Raw genomic sequence first — 20,046 nt, forward strand, 5'->3', positions numbered from 1 at the left:
CAATACCAGAAAGTGTAGACCCCAAAGAGTTTACACATTATTAAGGTGTGTAAACTTTTTTTTGCTCTGAACGGCATAAAAATGAAAGTATTACTTGCGTTAAATGCGCATTTTCGGTATACTTATTGCTGGTGTTAAACCAAATTCACACCCAGTTGGATGATTTGACCAGTGCTCATTGAGTTCTCAAATCAAAGGAAAATTGGGAAGGAAAAAACTATTGGAGGTATTTTTATTATGGCAGTAATTTCTATGAAGCAATTGCTTGAAGCCGGTGTTCACTTTGGTCACCAAACACGTCGTTGGAATCCAAAGATGAAGCCATACATTTTTACAGAACGTAACGGAATTTACATCATTGACTTACAAAAAACAGTTAAAATGATTGATTCTGCATACAACTTTGTAAAAGATATTGCAGCAAACAATGGTGTTGTTTTATTTGTTGGTACGAAGAAACAAGCACAAACTGCAATCGAAGAAGAAGCTACACGTGCAGGTCAGTTTTATGTTAACCATCGTTGGTTAGGTGGAACTTTAACTAACTGGAACACAATTCAAACTCGTATCAAACGTCTTAAAGATCTCAAAAAAATGAATGAAGACGGTACATTTGAACGTTTGCCAAAGAAAGAAGTTTCTCTTCTTAACAAACAAAAAGACAAGTTGGAGAAGTTCTTGGGTGGTATTGAAGATATGCCACATGTTCCAGATGCTATTTTTATCGTTGATCCTCGTAAGGAACAAATCGCGGTAAAAGAAGCTCGTAAGTTGAACATTCCAATTATTGCTATGGTAGATACGAATACAGATCCTGATCAAATTGATGTTATTATCCCATCAAATGATGATGCTATTCGTGCTGTTCGTTTGATTACTTCAAAAATGGCTGATGCCGTTATTGAGGGCCGTCAAGGTGAAGATCAAGACGATGCTCAACCAGCAGCAACTGAAAGTGCAGCTCCTGTTAAAGAAGCAGCAAGTGACGTTTCGACAGATTCTCTTGAGAATCTCAAAAAAACTGTTGAGGGCGGATCAGACTCTGCAAAATAGTTAATTATTAGGCTGTCGTAAGTCTCGACCTTTTTGGCCTGAGATTGAGATGGCCTTTTTAATGGAATTTAGAATTTACTAAAAGGAGGCCATAATTATGGCAAGTATTTCTGCATCACAAGTTAAAGAGTTACGTGACAAAATTGGTGTTGGTATGATGGATGCTAAAAAAGCATTAGTCGCAACTGATGGTGATATGGATAAGGCAATTGATTTTCTTCGTGAAAAAGGGATTGCCAAAGCTGAAAAGAAAAGTGATCGAATCGCTGCTGAAGGCTTAGCCGATGTTGAAATTCATAATGATCAAGCAGCTATTGCTGAGGTTAACTCAGAAACTGACTTTGTCGCTTCCAATGATCAATTTATTGACTTAGTAAAAGCAGTTACTTCTCAACTTGCTTTGAGTGCTCCTGCATCTATCGAGGATGCTTTGAAGCTTGAAACCGCTAAGGGAACAGTTAATGATGACATTATTGAAACCACTCAGGTGACTGGTGAAAAAATCACTTTACGTCGTTTTGATGTTGTTAAAAAATCTGAAAACGAACATTTTGGTGCTTATTTACACATGGGTGGTAAGATTGCTACCTTAGTTGTATTGGACGGTGCTGATGATGATACTGCTAAGGACATTGCTATGCACGTTGCTGCAATTAATCCTAAGTATGTAAATCGTAGTCAGGTTCCCGCTGAAGTCTTGGATCATGAACGTGAAGTTTTGACCAAGGAAGCTGAAGAAGAAGGAAAGCCAGCAAAAATTATCGATAAGATGGTAGAAGGCCGACTTAACAAATTCTTAGCAGAAATTAGTCTTGATGATCAAGATTTTGTTAAAGATCCAGACCAAACAGTTGCTAAATATGTGGCTTCAAAGGGTGGAAAGGTTAAATCATTTATCCGTTATGAAGTTGGTGAAGGTATCGAAAAGAAATCTGCTAACTTTGCTGAAGAAGTTAAAAAAGAAATGGGTAAATAGGCTAGTTCTTAGTCCTTACTTACAGTTTTAGGTGTTTTGTGAAAACAAGACACCTTTTTTGCTACATAGAAACGAACTATTTACTAAATTAGCGAATAGATGGCTCTATTGGCTAATTTTATGATAAACTAGAACGGAAGAAACGAGGAGGAAACACCATGACAGAAGTTAAATATAAACGGGTAATCATGAAGCTTAGTGGCGAAGCACTTGCAGGCGATAAAGGATCAGGAATTAATCCACCTGTTATTAAAACAGTAGCTCAAGAGTTAAAAGATGTTCATGATATGGGCGTTCAAATTGCAATTGTTTGCGGTGGCGGTAATATGTGGCGTGGTGAAACTGGTGAACAAATGGGTATGGAACGCGTTCAAGCTGACTATATCGGTATGTTAGCTACAGTAATGAACGCGTTGGCCTTGCAAGACAGCTTGGAATCGTTAGGTGTTCCCACTCGTGTTCAGACGGCAATTGAAATGCGTCAAATTGCTGAACCATACATTCGTCGGAAGGCAGTTCGTCACTTAGAAAAAGATCGGATTGTCATTTTTGCAGCTGGTACTGGTAGCCCATACTTTTCTACTGATACGACCGCTGCATTAAGAGGTGCAGAAATAAATGCGGACGCTATTTTAATGGCTAAGAATGGTGTTGACGGAATTTACTCTGCAGATCCTAACAAAGACGCTTCAGCTACCAAATATGAAGAGTTGACACATATGGATATTATAGATAAGGGACTTAATGTTATGGATACAACTGCAAGTTCCCTATCTATGGAAAACAATATTCCGTTGGTTGTTTTCAATTTAAATCAACCTGGAAATATTAAAAAAGTTGTTGAAGGCCAGAAAATTGGAACTACAGTAAGGGGAAAATAATATGGCACAAAATGAAATTATTAAAAAAGCACAAGACAAAATGGCAAAGGCTGAACAGGCATTGCAACGTGAGCTAGGAAATATTCGAGCAGGACGCGCTAATGCTAGTTTGTTAGATCGAATTAAGGTTGATTATTACGGAACACCGACACCTGTTAATCAAATGGCTTCAATCAGCATTCCAGAGGCTCGAGTAATTATGGTGACACCTTATGACAAATCAGCTTTAAAGAACTTAGAACAAGCAATTTTAATGTCAGATTTAGGTATTAATCCATCAAATGATGGTAGTGCAATTCGATTAGTTATTCCTCAGTTAACTGAAGATAGACGTAAAGAATTAGCTAAAGACGTTAAAGCTGAAGGTGAACGCGCTAAAGTAGCAGTCCGTAATGTGCGTCGCGATGCAATGGATGAGCTTAAAAAAGGCGAAAAAGATAGTACCTTTACAGAAGATCAGTTGCATGATTTAGAAACTCAAACACAAAAAGTTACGGATGCCGCAATTAAAGCTGTTGATGGAATTGTAGCAGATAAAGAAAAAGAAGTTTTATCTGAGTAATTTTAATGACTAATTGACACAAAGAGCCTGAATTATCAGTGCTGTTTGTGTTTTTTTATTATCAATTTTAATTTAAAATTGAAGAACTAGTAGCTTTTTTTTGCTAGGAATGTTAACTTCTGAAGAATTCTGCTAAAATAGACATTATGCATGAATATGAGATGGAGTGGTAAAGTGTTCTCTAAAAATACTCAAAAGGGTAAAGACGAAAAGCTTTCTTTTAATACCTTAGATGATCATAATATTCCCAGTCACGTAGCTATTATTATGGATGGTAACGGAAGATGGGCACAGAAACGGCATTTGCCGAGAATTGCGGGACATCGGGAAGGCATGAACACCGTGAAGAAAATTACGATTAGTGCTAGTAAGTTAGGCGTGAAAATTTTGACTTTGTACGCTTTTTCTACGGAAAATTGGAAACGGCCATCTGCAGAAGTAAGTTTTTTAATGCATTTGCCAACCGACTTTTTCGATACTTTTGTACCAGATTTAATTAAACATAATGTTCGCGTGAATGTAATGGGATATATTGATCAGCTACCAGACTATACACAAAAAGCCGTGAAAAATGCAATTGCAGATACGGAAAAATGTACTGGAATGGTGTTAAACTTTGCGCTTAACTATGGTGGTAGAGCGGAAATTGTTACCGCTGTTCAAAAGATTGCAGCCCAAGTGGATCAGAATAAAATTAGCCCTGAAGAAATTACGGATAAGACAATTGATTCGATGTTAATGACTGCGGAATTAAAACCTTATTCCGATCCGGATTTGTTAATTCGAACAAGCGGGGAAGAAAGAATTTCTAATTTTTTACTTTGGCAAATTGCTTATAGCGAATTAGTATTTACGGATCAATTGTGGCCAGATTTTTCTGATGCGACATTAAGAGATTGTATTTATGAGTATCAACAAAGGAATCGTCGTTTTGGCGGTTTAAAATAAGGGAGTTTATAATATGAAACAACGTGTGACAACAGCAGTTATTGCCTTGATTATCTTTATTCCGGTTATTGTTTACGGAGGTTGGCTCATCGACATCGCCGGCATAGTGCTTGGATTGATTGCTGTTAATGAAGTTTTAATGATGAAAAAGTTACTTTTGGTTTCTCCGGAAGCAATTATTGCAGACATAGGTGTCTTTTCATTAATTGCACCACTTAGTTGGTTTGGCTGGTTGCCACCCCAAATTGATCGTGTTTTTGTTTTCTTCTTGTGTGTACTTGCGTTATTGATTCGAACAGTTGTTAGTCGCAATCGTTTTTCTTTTGACGATGCGGGTGCGGTCACTTTAGCGATGTTGTACATTGGGTTTGGTTTTTACTACTTTATAGCGGCTAGAGGTGTTGGGTTGTCCATGTTGTTATATATTTTGTTTGTCATTTGGTCAACCGACAGTGGAGCTTATATGATTGGTAAGCGGTTTGGAAAAAATAAACTGGCTCCCCATATCAGCCCAAACAAGACTTGGGAAGGTTCTATTGGGGGGACTGTTGTGGCTACAATTATCGGTTCCGTATTTTTAATTTTTTATCCAACCCAATATAATTTCATTTTAATGGTCTTGTTAACGTTGATATTCTCTATAACCGGTCAATTTGGTGACCTAGTTGAATCGGCCTTAAAACGTTACTTCTCCGTGAAAGACTCTGGTAATATTTTGCCAGGTCACGGTGGAATTCTCGATCGTTTTGATAGCATGTTACTTGTCTTACCGATTATTCATTTATTCGGATTAATCTAATTAAGTGAGGTTTGCCATTGATACAAACGATTATTACATTCATAATTGTATTTGGTATTTTAGTGATTGTTCATGAATTTGGTCATTTCTATTTTGCCAAAAAGTCTGGGATTTTAGTGCGTGAATTTTCGATTGGAATGGGTCCTAAAATCTATTCTTATTCTAAGAATGCGACCACATATACCCTTAGAATTTTGCCGGTTGGTGGTTATGTGCGCATGGCAGGATTAGAAGATTCTGGTGAGGAGCTGAAACCGGGGATGCCAGTCAGCTTAATTACTGGTAAAAATGGAAAAATCGAGACAATTAATACTAGTCACGATACAACTCTTTTAAACGGCATTCCTGTTGAAGTGACGAATAGCGATTTGGAGACTGAGCTTTGGATTGAAGGCTACGAAAATGGTGACGAACAAAACTTAAAGCGCTATGAAGTTGACCATGATGCATCCATAATTGAAAGTGATGGAACCAAAGTTCGAATTGCACCTAAAGATGTTCAGTTTCAATCTGCAAAGTTATGGCAACGAATTCTTACAAATTTTGCTGGGCCAATGAATAACTTCATTTTAGCAATCATTGTTTTTGCCCTTGTTGGTATTCTCCAAGGAGCAGTCCCAACCAACTCCAATCAGGTTTCTGTTGTCTCAGACTCAATCGCTGCAAAAGCTGGTTTGGAAACTAATGATCAAATTGTGTCAGTTGCAGGGCAATCCACAAATTCGTGGACAGATTTGCAGGACACAATTTCTAGTCGACCAAAGAAAAAAACAAAAATTGAAGTTAACCGAAATGGAAAGAAATTAACTTATACTTTAGTTCCGAAGTCGGTTAAGGGAAATGAAGGACAAGTTGGCCAGATAGGGATTGAAAGTTCGATGACACGCAATCTTGGCGCACGCATTATGTACGGTTTTACTGAAACTTGGAAATTGACAACTATGATTTTCACACTTCTTGGACACATGATAACGCATGGATTTAGTGTGAACGATTTTGGTGGACCAGTTGCTATTTATGCACAAACTTCTGAGGCAGCCAAACTTGGCTTTGTTTCGGTGCTGACCATGTTGGCTTATCTGTCACTAAACCTTGGAATTGTTAATTTGATTCCAATTCCCGCATTAGATGGCGGGAAAATTTTATTGAACTTTATCGAAGGGATCCGTCGTAAACCATTAAAGCCAGAAACGGAAGGTATAATTACCCTCATCGGTTTCGGACTTTTGATGCTTTTAATGGTTGCTGTAACCTGGAACGATATTCAACGGTATTTCTTTAAATAATAACTACTAACGGAGGAAAATATGAAACAATCAAAAATGTTAATTCCGACTTTGAAAGAAGTTCCAAATGATGCTGAAGCTAAAAGCCATCAAATGATGTTACGGGCTGGGTATATTCGTCAGGTATCTGCCGGGATGTATGCGTATCTACCACTCGCATTTCGAACAATTGAAAAAATAAAAAAAATCATACGTTCTGAAATGGAAAAAATCGATGCGGTAGAAATGCTAGTGCCTGCTGTTTTACCCGCTGAACTTTGGGAGAAGTCAGGACGATTAGAAACATACGGGCCAGAGTTGTATAAATTTAAGAATCGTCATGATCGTGATTTTATTCTTGGCCCAACACATGAAGAAACCTTTACAACTTTGATTCGGGATGAAGTTAAATCTTATAAAAAATTACCCCTTACTTTGTATCAAATTCAAATGAAATATCGGGATGAAGATCGCCCTCGTTATGGATTGCTTCGTGGCCGTGAGTTTTTGATGAAAGATGCTTATTCGTTCCATGCTGAGACGGATAGTTTGGACAAAACATTCCGTGACATGGAAAAGGCTTATCAAAATATTTTTGATGCTTGTGGTTTAGATTACCGAGAAATTGTTGGTGATGCTGGTGCAATGGGTGGTAATGATTCAAAAGAGTTCTCTGCAATAGCTCCTGTTGGTGAAGATACGATTGCCTATTCAAAAGAAAGTGATTATGCCGCTAATTTAGAAATGGCAAGCAGTAAATATGTAGATGATGTTTCTGCAGGTGAAGAACCAATGACATTGGAAAAGGTTGCGACACCAAATGCTAAGACAATTGAGGAAGTTGCCAAATTTCTGGACGTTGACTCAAAGAAGCTCATTAAGACGTTATTGTACATTGCCGATGAAAAACCAGTTCTTGTCTTAGTTCGTGGTAACGACCAAGTTAATGAAGTTAAAGTTAAAAACTTTTTGAATGCTGGTGAGTTAGTACCTGCAAATGATGATCAAGCTGAAAAGTATTTAAATGCTGATTTTGGTTCCTTAGGTGCCGTTAATGTGGATGCTGAAAATATCACAATTTTGGCTGATTTTTATGTCAAAAACATGGTAAATGCAGTTACTGGAGCTAATGAAAATGGATACCACTATAAGAATGTAAATATCGATCGTGATTTGAAGGTTAATCAATTTGGTGATTTCAGAACAGTTCAAGAAGGAGAACTTGCACCAGATGGGAAAGGTAAGCTGCAGTTTACCAAGGGAATCGAAATTGGTCATATTTTCAAATTGGGAACGCGTTACTCAGATGCTTTGGGTGCCACCGTTTTGGATGAAAACGGACGTGCTAAGTCAGTTATTATGGGTTGCTATGGAATTGGTGTTAGTCGATTGTTATCTGCAATTGCAGAACAAAAAGCAGATGACCATGGTTTAGTTTGGCCAAAGAATATTGCACCATTTGATGTTCATGTTGTTCCAGTTAATGCTAAGAATGACGAGCAGATGGCCTTAGCCAAGCAAATTGAAGAAACAATGACTGAAGCAGGTTATGAAGTTTTGGTTGATGATCGGAAAGAACGTGCTGGCGTGAAGTTTGCTGATTCTGATTTAATTGGTATTCCTGTTCGGATTACGGTTGGTAAAAAATCTTCAGAAGGTATTGTTGAAGTGAAATTACGTAAAACAGGTGAAACCTTGGAAGTTAAAATTGAGGAATTGAAAAATTCAGTTGGCATTCTTCTGAAGGATGAAAACTAGGAAACGTTACCAACAAATGAGTTAATATAACGGCAAGTTGATGAAGGATTCAGTCTATATATCAATTTGCCGTTATCTTCATGATTATTAGTTTTTGTAAAAAAGGGAAGGAATCAAATCTTGAGTCTAAATTCTAATGAACAATTTAAAAAACTTCTCGAACAAATTAATTATCCGGAACCAAATGATCCGAGTTTTGTAAATGCGGAGGTTAAGAAAGTTGTTGTTCATCAAAAATCGAAGGTATGGGAATTCTCTTTTAAATTTGAGGATTGTTTACCCTTTGCAGTTTTTCAACAACTTGATAATCATTTACAAATCGCCTTTAAATCGATTGCACGAGTTGCTTTTAATATTCAGACTTCAAATGCCAAGTTGGATATTCGTTTAATTGATAATTATTGGGAATGGATTGTGAAAAATAGTCATATTTCATCTCCGCTCACACAAGAATTATGTGGACATAATTTACCAAGCCTGAATGACGGTAGAATTTTGTTTGCGGCGCAAAATGAAGTGGTTCAAAATTTTTTAACCACCACAGCTTTGGGACCAATTGAAAGTTCTTATCAACAATATGGATTTCCTGAGTTTTCAATCCACACAATTGTCGATGAGTCCGATTCACAAAGTATGATTGAAGAATTAAAGGCGAAAAAAGAGAAAAACGATGCAATTTTGGCACAAAAAGCATCGCAGGCAATTCTGAAACAAGATGAAAAACGACAAAAAAAACAGGCTAGTGGTATTCCAGATGGGGGGCCTGTTCGCATTGGTAAACAAATTAATCCTGATGAAGCTATCACCCGATTAGAAGATATTACCCAAGAAGAACGGTCAGTTGTTGCGGAAGGCTATATATTTGATGCTGAGGTCCGAACCCTGCGTTCTAAGCGACAGTTGTTAATATTTAAGATCACAGACTATAGTTCTTCCATTACAGTCAAAAAGTTTTCAAAGAATGAAGCTGAAGAACAACTCTTTTCTACTATTCAAAAGGGACTTTGGGTTAAAGTGCGTGGAACAGTTCAAGAAGATACTTTTATGCGCGACTTAACTTTGAATGCTTATGATGTAATGGAGATTAGTCATGCAACCCGGCAGGACAAAGCACCTGAAGGTAAAAAACGAGTGGAACTTCATTTGCATACTAACATGAGTCAGATGGATGCGACCAACAATATCACGGACTTTGTTCAACAGGCAGCAAAATGGGGACAAAAAGCGATTGCCGTTACTGACCATGCTGGCCTGCAAGCATTTCCTGAAGCATATGCCGCAGGTAAGAAGAATGGCGTTAAAGTTTTGTATGGGGTTGAAGCCAATTTGGTAGATGACGGCGTGCCAATTGGTTACAATGATAAAAAAATCCCGTTAAAAGGGACCACCTACGTTGTATTTGATGTGGAAACAACTGGCCTATCAGCCATTTACGATAAAGTGATTGAGTTGTCGGCCGTGAAAATGCAGGATGGTAATGTGATTGACCAGTTTGAAGAGTTTATTGATCCTGGCTTTCCATTATCTGAATTAACTACGAATTTAACAAGTATTACAAATGAGATGGTCCGTGGATCGAAATCTGAAAAAGACGTCTTTACGTTATTTAGAGAGTTTTATGGGGATGCCATCATTGTGGGTCATAATGTGACCTTCGATATTGGTTTCATGAATACTGGGTATGCTCGTTATAACATGCCTCCAGTAACAAATCCGATTATTGATACCTTAACCTTGGCTCGTTTTTTGTATCCAACACTTAAAAGTTATCGTTTAAATACACTGGCTAAAAAATTTGGCGTCAGTTTGGAACACCATCATCGAGCAATCTATGATGCTGAATCTACTGGCCACCTTTGTCATTTGTTTTTAAAAGATGCTGAAGATCGGTATCATATTAAGTACCACAGTCAGTTGAACGACCATATGACGGAAAACGATGCTTACAAACATGCCCGGCCTTCACATGCTGTGCTTCTTGCAACCACTCAGGCAGGTTTGAAAAACTTGTTCCGCTTAGTATCACTTTCTAATGTGCAATATTACTACAGGGTACCTAGAATTCCTAAGTCTGAACTATCACGACTTCGTGATGGTATAATCGTGGGATCTGCATGCAGTAGTGGCGAAGTTTTTACGGCCATGATGCAAAAAGGTAAAGAAGAGGCCAAACAAAAGGCTAAGTTTTATGATTATTTGGAAGTGATGGCAAAGCCAGTTTATCAACCAGAGATTGAGCAGGGTCTCATTCAAGATAATCGTCATTTGGAAGAGATTTTATCAAATATTGTCGCTCTCGGTACTGAACTGCACAAACCGGTTGTAGCGACTGGTGATGTGCATTACTTGAATCCTGAAGATTACATTTATCGAAAAATCTTAATTAATTCTCAGGGTGGTGCTAATCCACTTAATCGTTCAACATTGCCAGATGTGCATTTCCGGACGACAGATGAAATGCTTGAGGAATTTGCCTTCTTGGGGAAACAAAAGGCCGAGGAAATTGTTGTCACTAATCCTGCTAAAATTGCAGACATGGTTGACGAAATCAAGCCAGTTAAAGATAAACTATATACTCCCAAAATGCCTGGTGCTGAAAATAGAATTGAACAACTGACAATGGATAAAGCTCATGAACTTTATGGTGATCCATTGCCACAGATTGTAAAGGAACGTTTGGATAAGGAACTAAAGAGTATCATTGGGAATGGATTCTCTGTTATTTATTTAATTGCACAACGGCTTGTACACAAAAGTAATAAAGATGGTTACTTAGTTGGTTCTCGGGGATCAGTTGGCTCCAGTTTAGTGGCGACGATGTCTGGTATTACGGAGGTTAATCCATTACCACCACATTATCGATGCCCTAACTGCCAATACACAGAATTCTTTACTAAAGGTGAATATGGATCTGGATTCGATTTGCCTGATAAAGTTTGTCCTAAATGTCAAACACCATTGGTTGGGGATGGGCAAGATATTCCATTTGAAACTTTCTTAGGGTTCAAAGGGGATAAAGTTCCTGATATTGATTTGAATTTTTCTGGAGACTACCAGCCAATTGCCCATAACTATATGCAGGTTTTGTTCGGTAAGAAAAATGTATTCCGTGCGGGAACAATTGGAACTGTTGCTGATAAAACAGCCTATGGTTATGTAAAAGCTTATGAACGTGATTCTGGGAAAACTTTCCGAAATGCAGAAATTGATCGGTTGTCAAAGGGGGCTACCGGCGTAAAAAGAACCACTGGTCAACATCCAGCGGGAATTTTGATTGTCCCTGATTACATGGATATTTATGACTTTACACCGATTCAATATCCAGCTGATGATCAAACTGCAGCGTGGGAAACGACGCATTTTGATTTCCATTCAATTCACGACAATATTTTAAAAATGGATATTCTGGGTCATGATGATCCTACCATGATTCGTGCCTTGCAAGATTTATCAGGGATTGATCCTAAAACGATTCCGACGGACGATCCCGGTGTTATGAAACTGTTTTCTGGGCCAGAAGTTTTAGGTGTTACTCCTGAACAAATTCAGTCGAAAACGGGGACTTTCGGCGTTCCGGAATTTGGGACTCGATTTGTGCGGGGAATGTTGGAAGAAACCCATCCAACCACCTATGCCGAATTACTTCAAATTTCTGGACTTTCTCATGGAACCGATGTGTGGTTAGGAAATGCTGAAGAATTAATTAAAGCAGGGACGGCAACCTTGAAAGATGTGATTGGGTGTCGTGATAATATCATGACCGATTTAATTCATTATGGTATGGATTCCCAAACTTCATTCCAGATCATGGAGAGTGTGCGACATGGCCGCGGAATTCCTGATGGTGATGAAGAAAAGATGAAACAATCAAATGTGCCAGACTGGTATATTGATTCCTGCGGGAAGATCAAATATATGTTTCCACGTGCACATGCTTCTGCATATGTTTTGATGGCTTTAAGAATTGCCTATTTCAAAGTTTACTTTCCAATTTTATATTACAGTGCATATTTTAGTGTGCGGGCAGACGATTTTGATTTAGTTTCTATGTCTCATGGCAAAGATGCTGTTAAAAGTGCAATGAAGGCTATTAATGATAAAGGGATGGATGCGTCTACTAAAGAAAAAAATCTTTTGACTGTTTTGGAATTGGCTAATGAGATGATAGAGCGCGGGTATACGTTTAAAATGGTGGACGTCAATAAGTCAGATGCCTCACAGTGGTTAATTGATGGAAACTCCCTATTAGCTCCATTCAACGCGGTTCCGGGACTGGGATTGAACGTGGCTAAACAGATCGTGGCGGCTCGTGAAGATAAACCATTTCTTTCAAAAGAAGATCTGTCTAAACGAGGCAAGGTTTCAAAGACCTTGATTGATTTTATGACAGAAAATGGTGTTTTGTCGGATTTACCAGATGAAAATCAATTATCGTTGTTTGATATGTAGCTTATTTGTACGTTATTAAGCGATATGTTATACTTATAGTGAATCTAATTGCGGCAAGTGAGTGAGCAGAAAATGCTCACTCTTTTTCTTGAAAATATTTGAATTTTATTGGAGGTTTAAGTTTGGCGAGTGTTGTAGAAACAGTACAAAAGGAAGTAGAACCCCTTATTGAATCCCACCAGTTTGAGTTGGTGGATATAGAGTTTGTTAAGGAAGGTAAAAGCTGGTATCTTCGTGTTTATATCGATAAACCAGGTGGGATTACAATTGAAGATTGCGCTGAGGCTAGCGATCAGATCAGTGAAAAGCTAGATAGTTTAGAGCCGGATCCATTTCCTCAGGCCTATTTTCTTGAAGTTTCTTCTCCCGGAGCTGAACGGCCCATTAAAACTTCGAATGATTGGCAACGAGCAGTGGGACAGTATGTGCATATTTCGTTGTATGCCCCAATTGATGGCCAAAAAGTTTTTGAAGGAACTTTAGATGATTATTCAGGCACAACAATAAAACTAACTTACATGAATAAAACAAGAAAAATTACTAAACAATTTGAGGTTAAACAAATTGGATTTGCGCGTTTTGCAATCAAGTTTTAAAAAGGAGAATTTAAAATGAGTAAAGAAATGATTAGTGCCCTCAATACTTTGGAAGAGGAGAAGGGGATTAAGAAGGAAGTTGTCATTGAGGCCTTAGAAGCTGCCTTGGTTTCGGCTTATAAACGAAACTATGGACAGGCTCAAAATGTGGATGTAGAGTTTGATGACAAAAAAGGCGATATTCATGTATATGCAGTTAAAGAAGTTGTCGATGAGGTTTTGGACGATCAACAACAGGTAAGCCTAAGTGATGCGTTAAGCATTAACAAGGCTTATGAACTAGGTGATCACATTAAGTTTGAAGTGACTCCTAAAAACTTTGGTCGAATTGCTGCTCAAACAGCCAAACAAGTTATTTTGCAACGGGTTCGCGAAGCAGAACGGGAAATCATTTATAATAAGTACAGTGAATATGAAAATGAAATCGTGACTGGTGAAGTTGCTCGTCGCGATAATCGTTTTGTCTATGTTGATCTTGGTGGTGTTGAAGCTGTGATGTCTAAACAAGATCAAATCCCAACTGAAAGATATGAACCGCATGATCATATTAAGGTTTATGTGACAAAAGTTGAAAATAGTGGCAAGGGTGCACAAGTATTTGTAAGCCGAAGCACACCAGATTTGTTGAAGCGGTTGTTTGAACAAGAAGTTCCGGAAATTTTTGATGGCACAGTTGAAATTGTTTCAGTGGCTCGTGAAGCCGGCGACCGTGCGAAAGTTGCTGTCCGTTCAACCGATCCAGATATTGATGCTGTTGGAACCTGTGTGGGTCCCAGAGGTCAACGTGTTCAGACCATCGTTAATGAGTTAAACGGTGAAAACATGGATATTGTTGAATGGGAAGATGATGCTGCTAAGTACATTTCCAATGCGTTGAACCCGGCTGAAGTTGTCGATGTCTTGTTTGACGAAGAAAATGAACGGACCTGCATGGTGATTGTTCCAGATTATCAACTTTCATTAGCAATTGGTAAACGCGGACAAAATGCCCGTTTGGCTGCTAAGTTGACTGGTTATAAGATTGATATAAAATCAGAAACTGATGCCAAAGATTTAATGGAAGAACCTGAAGAGGACGACGTCACAGAATCAGATTCAGAAAGTGAAGATAATCAATAATAGTTGATTAGGAGGCTCGATAACTATGAAGAAAAGAAAAATTCCGTTACGTAAAGATATTGTAACGGGTGAGATGTTCCCCAAAAGGGAATTAGTTCGAGTTGTTAAAAATAAACAAGATGAAGTTTCTTTAGACCCAACTGGGAAAAAGCCAGGTCGTGGAGCTTACATTGGGTTAGATGTGAAAATTGCCAAAAAGGCAAAAGATGAGAGAACTTTTGATAAAACATTTAAGATTAAGGTTGCTGATGAGTTTTACGATGAACTTATTGCTTATGTAGATCATCAACAAGCTCGAAAGGAACTTTTCAAAGATGAATGATAAAGATCGGTTTTCCAATTTGCTCGGACTGGCACGAAGAGCGGGAAAATTGATTTCTGGGGAACAACAAGTGTTACAATCAATTCGAAGCCAAAAAGCTAAATTGATTGTCGTTAGCACAGATTTAGGTGCAGCGACCCAGAAAAAAATCTCTGATAAATGCACAACTTATCAAATCCCATTATTAGCTTTTATGACTCGTGAAACATTAAGCCAGGCTATTGGCCAGTCAAGGTCAGCTGTTGCAATTGAAGATCAGGGATTTGCAAAAGCTTTATTGAAATTAAATATTGAAGAAGGAGCGTGAAGATATGGGGAAAAAACGCATATATGAATTAGCTAAGGAAATTAATGTATCTAGTAAGGATATTATTGCCAAAGCTAAAGCGTCTGGTTTTGATGTTAAAAACCACATGTCTACCCTTGGAGAGAATGAAGAACGCCAAATTCGACAATCATTCGCTACAAAAAATAACCAAAAATCTGAAACACCAAAGAAGAAGCCAACTATGTATCGGTCAGCAAAAACTGGTAAAACAGTCGTTGAACGTGCATCTGGCCACAAACAGGAGACTAGTGTGCAACATAAAACTACTCAGACATCACAAAGACCTCAAGAAACAAAATCTGTAAATAATAACCATAAGACGACTGAACAAACACACAATCGTCCGGCTAGTCAAACAGGTTCTAATCGCCCGCAACACCAAAATCAGAGTGCTAATAACGGCTCACATAGCCAAAATCGCTCTAGTCAACAAAATCAATCGCGGACTAACTCAAGAAATAATCAAAATAGTACTCAGAATCGTAATTCACAACAACGGTCCACGCAGAGCAATTCTTCAAATGCGGGGAATCGTTCATCAAATAATAATAATCGATCAAATACAAACAACCGGTCAAATAGTAATTCGCAGGGTTCTTCAACTTCAAGAGATAGTCGTCGTGGAAATTCACAGGGGAATCGCAATTCAAGTTTTGGCCGTAATAATAACCGTTATAATAACCGTGGTCGATACAATAAGAAGAGTAAGAAGAATGGTCGTTTACGTCAAGTAGATAACAAACCAGCACCAACAAGAAAAAATAAGCCATTACCAGAAGTTTTTGAATACAACGATGGAACGAACGTAGCCGAAATTGCTAAAAAAATTCATCGTGAGCCAGCAGAAATCATCAAGAAGTTATTTATGCTTGGCGTGATGGTTAATCAAAATCAAACCCTTAATAAGGATACGATTGAAATTTTAGCCGCAGATTACGGAATCAAGGCTGAGAAAAAAGAAGTTGTTAATGTTTCTGATATTGACAAGATGTTTGAAGAAGAAGCTGAAAATACTGACCACCTTGAAAGCCGTCCTCCCGTTGTTACAATTATGGGACACGTTGATCATGGTAAGACAACTTTGCTGGATAAGTTACGTCATAGTCATATTACTGCTGGTGAAGCTGGCGGGATTACTCAGGCTATTGGTGCCTATCAGTTGAAGCATGATGGTAAGTTGATTACCTTCTTGGATACACCAGGACATGCTGCATTCACTGAAATGCGTGCTCGTGGTGCTGATATCACAGATATTACCATTTTAGTCGTGGCAGCCGATGATGGTGTTATGCCACAAACTATTGAAGCTATCAATCATGCGAAGGCTGCCAATGTACCCATTATTGTCGCTGTTAACAAAATTGATAAACCTGGTGCTAATCCAAAACACGTTATGGAACAGTTGACTGAATATGGATTGGTTTCTGAAGACTGGGGTGGTGATACGATTTTCGTTGAAATTTCGGCTAAATTTGGTAAGAATTTGGACGAATTACTAGACATGATCTTACTTCAAGCCGAAGTTATGGAATTGAAAGCAAATCCAGAACAAAATGGAGCTGGCTCTGTAATTGAAGCCAGTCTTGATCCTGGTAAGGGTTCAATCGCAACTGTTTTAGTTCAGCAAGGAACTATGCGTGTTGGTGATCCAATTGTGGTTGGTAGTACCTTTGGTCGCGTTCGAACAATGACAAATGAATTAGGCCGTCGTGTAAAAGAAGCTACGCCATCAACCCCAGTTGAAATTACAGGTTTGAATGATGTCCCTGAAGCTGGTGACCGTTTTGTGATCTTTGATGATGAAAAATCGGCTCGTGCAGCTGGTGAAGAACGTGCCAAAGAATCATTGATGGAAGAACGCCGTGCAAATAATCATGTCACTTTGGATAACTTGTTTGATTCTCTTAAAGAAGGAGAAATGAAGGAAGTTGACCTTATCATTAAGGCTGATGTTCAGGGTTCGGTTGAAGCTCTGTCTGGCAGTCTAAAGAAGATCGATGTCAAAGGCGTCCGGGTAAACATTATTCATACCGCTGTTGGTGCAATTAATGAAAGTGATGTGGCGTTAGCTGAAGCCAGCAATGCCATTATCATTGGTTTCAATGTTCGTCCAACTAATCAGGCTAAGCAGTTGGCGGATTCTTCAAATGTGGATATCCGTTTACATCGAGTTATCTACAACGCAATTGACGAAGTAGAATCCGCTATGAAAGGGATGCTTGAACCAACTTACAAGGAAGTCATTACTGGGCAAGTTGAAGTTCGTCAGATCTATAAAGTTTCCCATGTTGGAACTGTTGTTGGTGGTTATGTGACGGAGGGCTATATTCAAAAGGATAGTGGCGTTCGTTTAATCCGGGACAGTGTTGTAATTTACGAAGGTAAATTAGCCAGCTTGAAACGATTTAAAGATGATGCTAAACAAGTCAAACAAGGCTTTGAATTAGGTCTTACAATTGATGGCTATAATGATATTAAAGTTGATGATGTCATCGAAGCCTATATCATGAAAGAGGTTCCTGTAGAATAGGAGGATCCACATGGCAAGATTATATCGAGCTGATCGTCTTGGTCAGGAAATAGAGAAAGAAATTAGTGATATTATTCGTAAACGTGTTCGTGATCCACGCGTGCAGGGTATCACCATCACTGGTGTTAATGTGACTGGTGATCTTCAGCAAGCAACTGTTTACTATAGTATTTTGTCAGATAAGGCTTCCGATGGTGAAAGAGTTGCTACCGGTTTACAAAAAGCTAAAGGCCTGATTCGCAGCGAATTGGGTTCTCGTCTGTCAATTTATAAAACTCCTGAATTAATTTTTGAACGTGATGCCTCAGTTCAATATGGCGATCGTATTGATAAGTTGATCAATAAACTTAATTCAGAAGATTAATCGATTTCGTTTATAAATACGCAAAAGAATGGTCTGGAATTTAATGGCCATTCTTTTTTTGATGCCAAAATTCAAAGGAAACGGCGAAGCTATGCTATAATTTAAAGCAGTAAAAAATGGAGGTCGTTTTATATGGATGGCATAATTCCTTTGTATAAACCGCGGGGCATGACAAGTTTTGATTGTGTCGCCAAAATTCGCGGTATTCTTCATCAAAAAAAAGTTGGCCATAGTGGTACATTAGATCCTAATGTAGACGGGGTTTTGCCAATCTGTGTGGGAAAAGCCACTAAAGTCGTAAACTACCTAATGGCATCAGGTAAGGTTTACGAAGGGGCTGTAACTTTTGGTTTTTCTACAACTACTGAAGATTTAGATGGTGAAGTTATCAAGAAACGAATTCTTAGTCAGGCTTTTTCTGATACTGAAATTGATATGGCTATGCTTCGGTTAACTGGTGAGATTACTCAAATACCACCAATTTATTCTGCAATTAAAGTTAATGGCAAGAAGTTATATGAATATGCACGCCAGGGTATTGAAGTTGAACGACCAAAACGTCAAATAACAGTTCATACGTTTGAACGACAAGCCCGGTCCGTTTTCGATAAGATCAATGGTACCCAAACTGTTAATTTCAAAGTTGTGTGCAGTAAAGGGACTTACGTTCGGACGCTGGCGGTGGATCTGGGTGAGATTTTAGGTGTGCCGGCAGTTATGTCAAAATTAACTAGGCTAAGTAGTGGCGGGTTTAAATTAGATGAAACGGTGACTTTTGCTCAGTTGGAGTCGGCTGTTGAAACTAATACGATCGATACTTTGATTCGGCCCCTTGATCATGCGTTAAAAAATTATCCGCATTTTGAACTGAATGCCGATCTTTGGCGGAGAGTTCAAAACGGTGCTATTTTACAGAGAAGTAATTTTGATCAGCCGAAAAATGCAGCCCCTGTATTGGCATTGACTTTTCACGATCGGGTCCAAGCACTATACCAATATGATGAAAAACGGGTAGCTTATCGGCCGATGACCATGTTATTAACCAACTAACTAAGAGAGTTTTGAGAACGTGATATTTAGAATTATTGGGAGGATTTTATGAGAATTATTTATTTACATCATCCATATGAGACTCAAGAAATTCCTCATGGAGATGTTGTTTTGGCAATGGGATTTTTTGGTGGCGTTCATCTTGGCCATCAGGCAGTTATCAAGTGTGCTCGCAAGGAAGCCGATCAAAGAAAATTACCGCTTGCAGCAATGACTTTTGACCATCACCCGTCTGTTGTTTTTCCGAAACCGGGTCTAAATGGTTTACATTATTTGACCTCAGTTAAACGAAAAGCTGAGTTAATGACTAGTTTGGGTGTTGATTTTTTATATGTGGTCAGTTTCACATCCACTTTTGCGCATTTAACTCCTCAAGAATTTGTGGATCAATATATGGTTAATCTGCATGCAAAAGCAATCGTTGCAGGTTTTGACTATACTTATGGGCCACGTGAAATTGCGGATATGACTCATTTACCAAGTTATTCCAAAGATCGTTTTGATATCGTGACAGTAAACGAATTTTTATTAGACGGTCAAAAAGTTAGTTCAACCAAAATTCGTGATGATTTAAAGAAAAGTGATGTGGATCATGCCAACAAGTTCTTAGGATATGTTTACCAAACTAGTGGATTAGTAGTTCATGGTGAAGCTCGGGGACGAACACTTGGATTTCCTACGGCAAATGTATTGTCAGATCCATGGGTACGAATTCCGGGGATTGGAATTTATGCTGTTCGGATCAAAATTGGCACAAAATGGTGGCCAGCGATGGCTTCTGTTGGCCGTAATGTCACGTTTGGAGAAAATCGTCCGATCACGTTAGAAATCAATATTTTTGATTTTGATCAGGAAATATATGGTGAAGTAGTTTCCGTAGAATGGTATCACTATGTGCGTGGTGAAATAAAGTTTGCGAATGCTGACAAATTAATTGAACAATTAAAGGCCGATGAAAAAAACATCCGGCAATATTTTGCGAATTTAAATAATGGAAAATCAAATTAATGTAGATGCATTTTTCAGTTAATACCTTGCCATTGAAA

The 20,046-nt window shown here is 38.4% G+C and carries 17 protein-coding genes; all 17 read left to right on the plus strand.

The genetic code is table 11. The annotated features are described in order from the left end of the window. Positions 1-237 precede the first annotated feature (237 nt). Positions 238-1,053, plus strand: a complete 816-nt coding sequence (gene rpsB, locus DD627_RS01155; protein ID WP_260274865.1) for a 30S ribosomal protein S2 — start codon at positions 238-240, stop codon at positions 1,051-1,053. 97 nt (positions 1,054-1,150) lie between these two features. Continuing rightward, on the plus strand, positions 1,151-2,029 hold the full coding sequence (tsf, locus tag DD627_RS01160) for a translation elongation factor Ts (protein WP_057782657.1): 879 nt from the start codon (positions 1,151-1,153) through the stop codon (positions 2,027-2,029). A 158-nt stretch (positions 2,030-2,187) separates the two neighbouring features. Further along, on the plus strand, positions 2,188-2,910 hold the full coding sequence (gene pyrH, locus DD627_RS01165; protein WP_057782659.1) for a UMP kinase: 723 nt from the start codon (positions 2,188-2,190) through the stop codon (positions 2,908-2,910). A 1-nt stretch (position 2,911) separates the two neighbouring features. Further along, a complete protein-coding gene (gene frr / locus DD627_RS01170; RefSeq protein ID WP_057782661.1) occupies positions 2,912-3,472 on the plus strand; it encodes a ribosome recycling factor in 561 nt (186 codons plus the stop codon). A 150-nt stretch (positions 3,473-3,622) separates the two neighbouring features. Continuing rightward, complete coding sequence (gene uppS, locus DD627_RS01175) at positions 3,623-4,420, plus strand: undecaprenyl pyrophosphate synthase (protein WP_286984557.1); 798 nt, start codon at positions 3,623-3,625, stop codon at positions 4,418-4,420. 13 nt (positions 4,421-4,433) lie between these two features. Next, positions 4,434-5,219, plus strand: coding sequence for a phosphatidate cytidylyltransferase (locus DD627_RS01180; protein ID WP_057782665.1), 786 nt, complete (start codon positions 4,434-4,436; stop codon positions 5,217-5,219). Positions 5,220-5,236: 17 nt separating this feature from the next. After that, a complete protein-coding gene (gene rseP, locus DD627_RS01185) occupies positions 5,237-6,505 on the plus strand; it encodes an RIP metalloprotease RseP (RefSeq protein WP_260266884.1) in 1,269 nt (422 codons plus the stop codon). Positions 6,506-6,526: 21 nt separating this feature from the next. Next, a complete protein-coding gene (locus DD627_RS01190) occupies positions 6,527-8,242 on the plus strand; it encodes a proline--tRNA ligase (RefSeq protein ID WP_068804960.1) in 1,716 nt (571 codons plus the stop codon). A gap of 120 nt (positions 8,243-8,362) precedes the next feature. Next, on the plus strand, positions 8,363-12,691 hold the full coding sequence (locus DD627_RS01195; protein ID WP_260266883.1) for a PolC-type DNA polymerase III: 4,329 nt from the start codon (positions 8,363-8,365) through the stop codon (positions 12,689-12,691). A gap of 122 nt (positions 12,692-12,813) precedes the next feature. Next, positions 12,814-13,287 (plus strand): ribosome maturation factor RimP, encoded by a 474-nt coding sequence (gene rimP, locus DD627_RS01200; RefSeq protein ID WP_068804955.1) that lies wholly within the window; start codon positions 12,814-12,816, stop codon positions 13,285-13,287. Positions 13,288-13,302: 15 nt separating this feature from the next. After that, on the plus strand, positions 13,303-14,406 hold the full coding sequence (gene nusA, locus DD627_RS01205; RefSeq protein ID WP_057782675.1) for a transcription termination factor NusA: 1,104 nt from the start codon (positions 13,303-13,305) through the stop codon (positions 14,404-14,406). 25 nt (positions 14,407-14,431) lie between these two features. Then, positions 14,432-14,728, plus strand: coding sequence for an RNase P modulator RnpM (gene rnpM, locus DD627_RS01210; RefSeq protein WP_057782677.1), 297 nt, complete (start codon positions 14,432-14,434; stop codon positions 14,726-14,728). Beyond that, on the plus strand, positions 14,721-15,035 hold the full coding sequence (locus DD627_RS01215; RefSeq protein ID WP_057782679.1) for a L7Ae/L30e/S12e/Gadd45 family ribosomal protein: 315 nt from the start codon (positions 14,721-14,723) through the stop codon (positions 15,033-15,035). Before rnpM ends, DD627_RS01215 begins: the two co-directional genes overlap by 8 nt. Positions 15,036-15,039: 4 nt before the next feature. Beyond that, a complete protein-coding gene (gene infB, locus DD627_RS01220) occupies positions 15,040-17,586 on the plus strand; it encodes a translation initiation factor IF-2 (protein WP_260274866.1) in 2,547 nt (848 codons plus the stop codon). A 10-nt stretch (positions 17,587-17,596) separates the two neighbouring features. Beyond that, positions 17,597-17,950, plus strand: coding sequence for a 30S ribosome-binding factor RbfA (gene rbfA / locus DD627_RS01225; RefSeq protein WP_057782683.1), 354 nt, complete (start codon positions 17,597-17,599; stop codon positions 17,948-17,950). Positions 17,951-18,082: 132 nt separating this feature from the next. Further along, positions 18,083-19,000: a tRNA pseudouridine(55) synthase TruB gene (truB, locus tag DD627_RS01230; RefSeq protein WP_068804945.1), complete on the plus strand. Its 918-nt coding sequence runs from the start codon at positions 18,083-18,085 to the stop codon at positions 18,998-19,000. 48 nt (positions 19,001-19,048) lie between these two features. After that, positions 19,049-20,008, plus strand: coding sequence for a riboflavin biosynthesis protein RibF (gene ribF, locus DD627_RS01235; protein WP_260266882.1), 960 nt, complete (start codon positions 19,049-19,051; stop codon positions 20,006-20,008). Positions 20,009-20,046 lie beyond the last annotated feature (38 nt).

This window comes from Pediococcus sp. (assembly GCF_003533255.1).
Classification (GTDB): Bacteria; Bacillota; Bacilli; order Lactobacillales; family Lactobacillaceae; genus Pediococcus; species Pediococcus parvulus.

Bases quoted from the DNA above. Each gene is read 5' to 3' on its own strand.
- nusA (WP_057782675.1), top strand. From the start codon at position 13,303: ATGAGTAAAGAAATGATTAGTGCCCTCAATACTTTGGAAGAGGAGAAG.
- ribF (WP_260266882.1), top strand. From the start codon at position 19,049: ATGAGAATTATTTATTTACATCATCCATATGAGACTCAAGAAATTCCT.
- DD627_RS01190 (WP_068804960.1), top strand. From the start codon at position 6,527: ATGAAACAATCAAAAATGTTAATTCCGACTTTGAAAGAAGTTCCAAAT.
- rbfA (WP_057782683.1), top strand. From the start codon at position 17,597: ATGGCAAGATTATATCGAGCTGATCGTCTTGGTCAGGAAATAGAGAAA.
- DD627_RS01215 (WP_057782679.1), top strand. From the start codon at position 14,721: ATGAATGATAAAGATCGGTTTTCCAATTTGCTCGGACTGGCACGAAGA.
- rnpM (WP_057782677.1), top strand. From the start codon at position 14,432: ATGAAGAAAAGAAAAATTCCGTTACGTAAAGATATTGTAACGGGTGAG.
- pyrH (WP_057782659.1), top strand. From the start codon at position 2,188: ATGACAGAAGTTAAATATAAACGGGTAATCATGAAGCTTAGTGGCGAA.
- uppS (WP_286984557.1), top strand. From the start codon at position 3,623: ATGAATATGAGATGGAGTGGTAAAGTGTTCTCTAAAAATACTCAAAAG.
- frr (WP_057782661.1), top strand. From the start codon at position 2,912: ATGGCACAAAATGAAATTATTAAAAAAGCACAAGACAAAATGGCAAAG.
- rpsB (WP_260274865.1), top strand. From the start codon at position 238: ATGGCAGTAATTTCTATGAAGCAATTGCTTGAAGCCGGTGTTCACTTT.
- DD627_RS01180 (WP_057782665.1), top strand. From the start codon at position 4,434: ATGAAACAACGTGTGACAACAGCAGTTATTGCCTTGATTATCTTTATT.
- infB (WP_260274866.1), top strand. From the start codon at position 15,040: ATGGGGAAAAAACGCATATATGAATTAGCTAAGGAAATTAATGTATCT.
- tsf (WP_057782657.1), top strand. From the start codon at position 1,151: ATGGCAAGTATTTCTGCATCACAAGTTAAAGAGTTACGTGACAAAATT.
- truB (WP_068804945.1), top strand. From the start codon at position 18,083: ATGGATGGCATAATTCCTTTGTATAAACCGCGGGGCATGACAAGTTTT.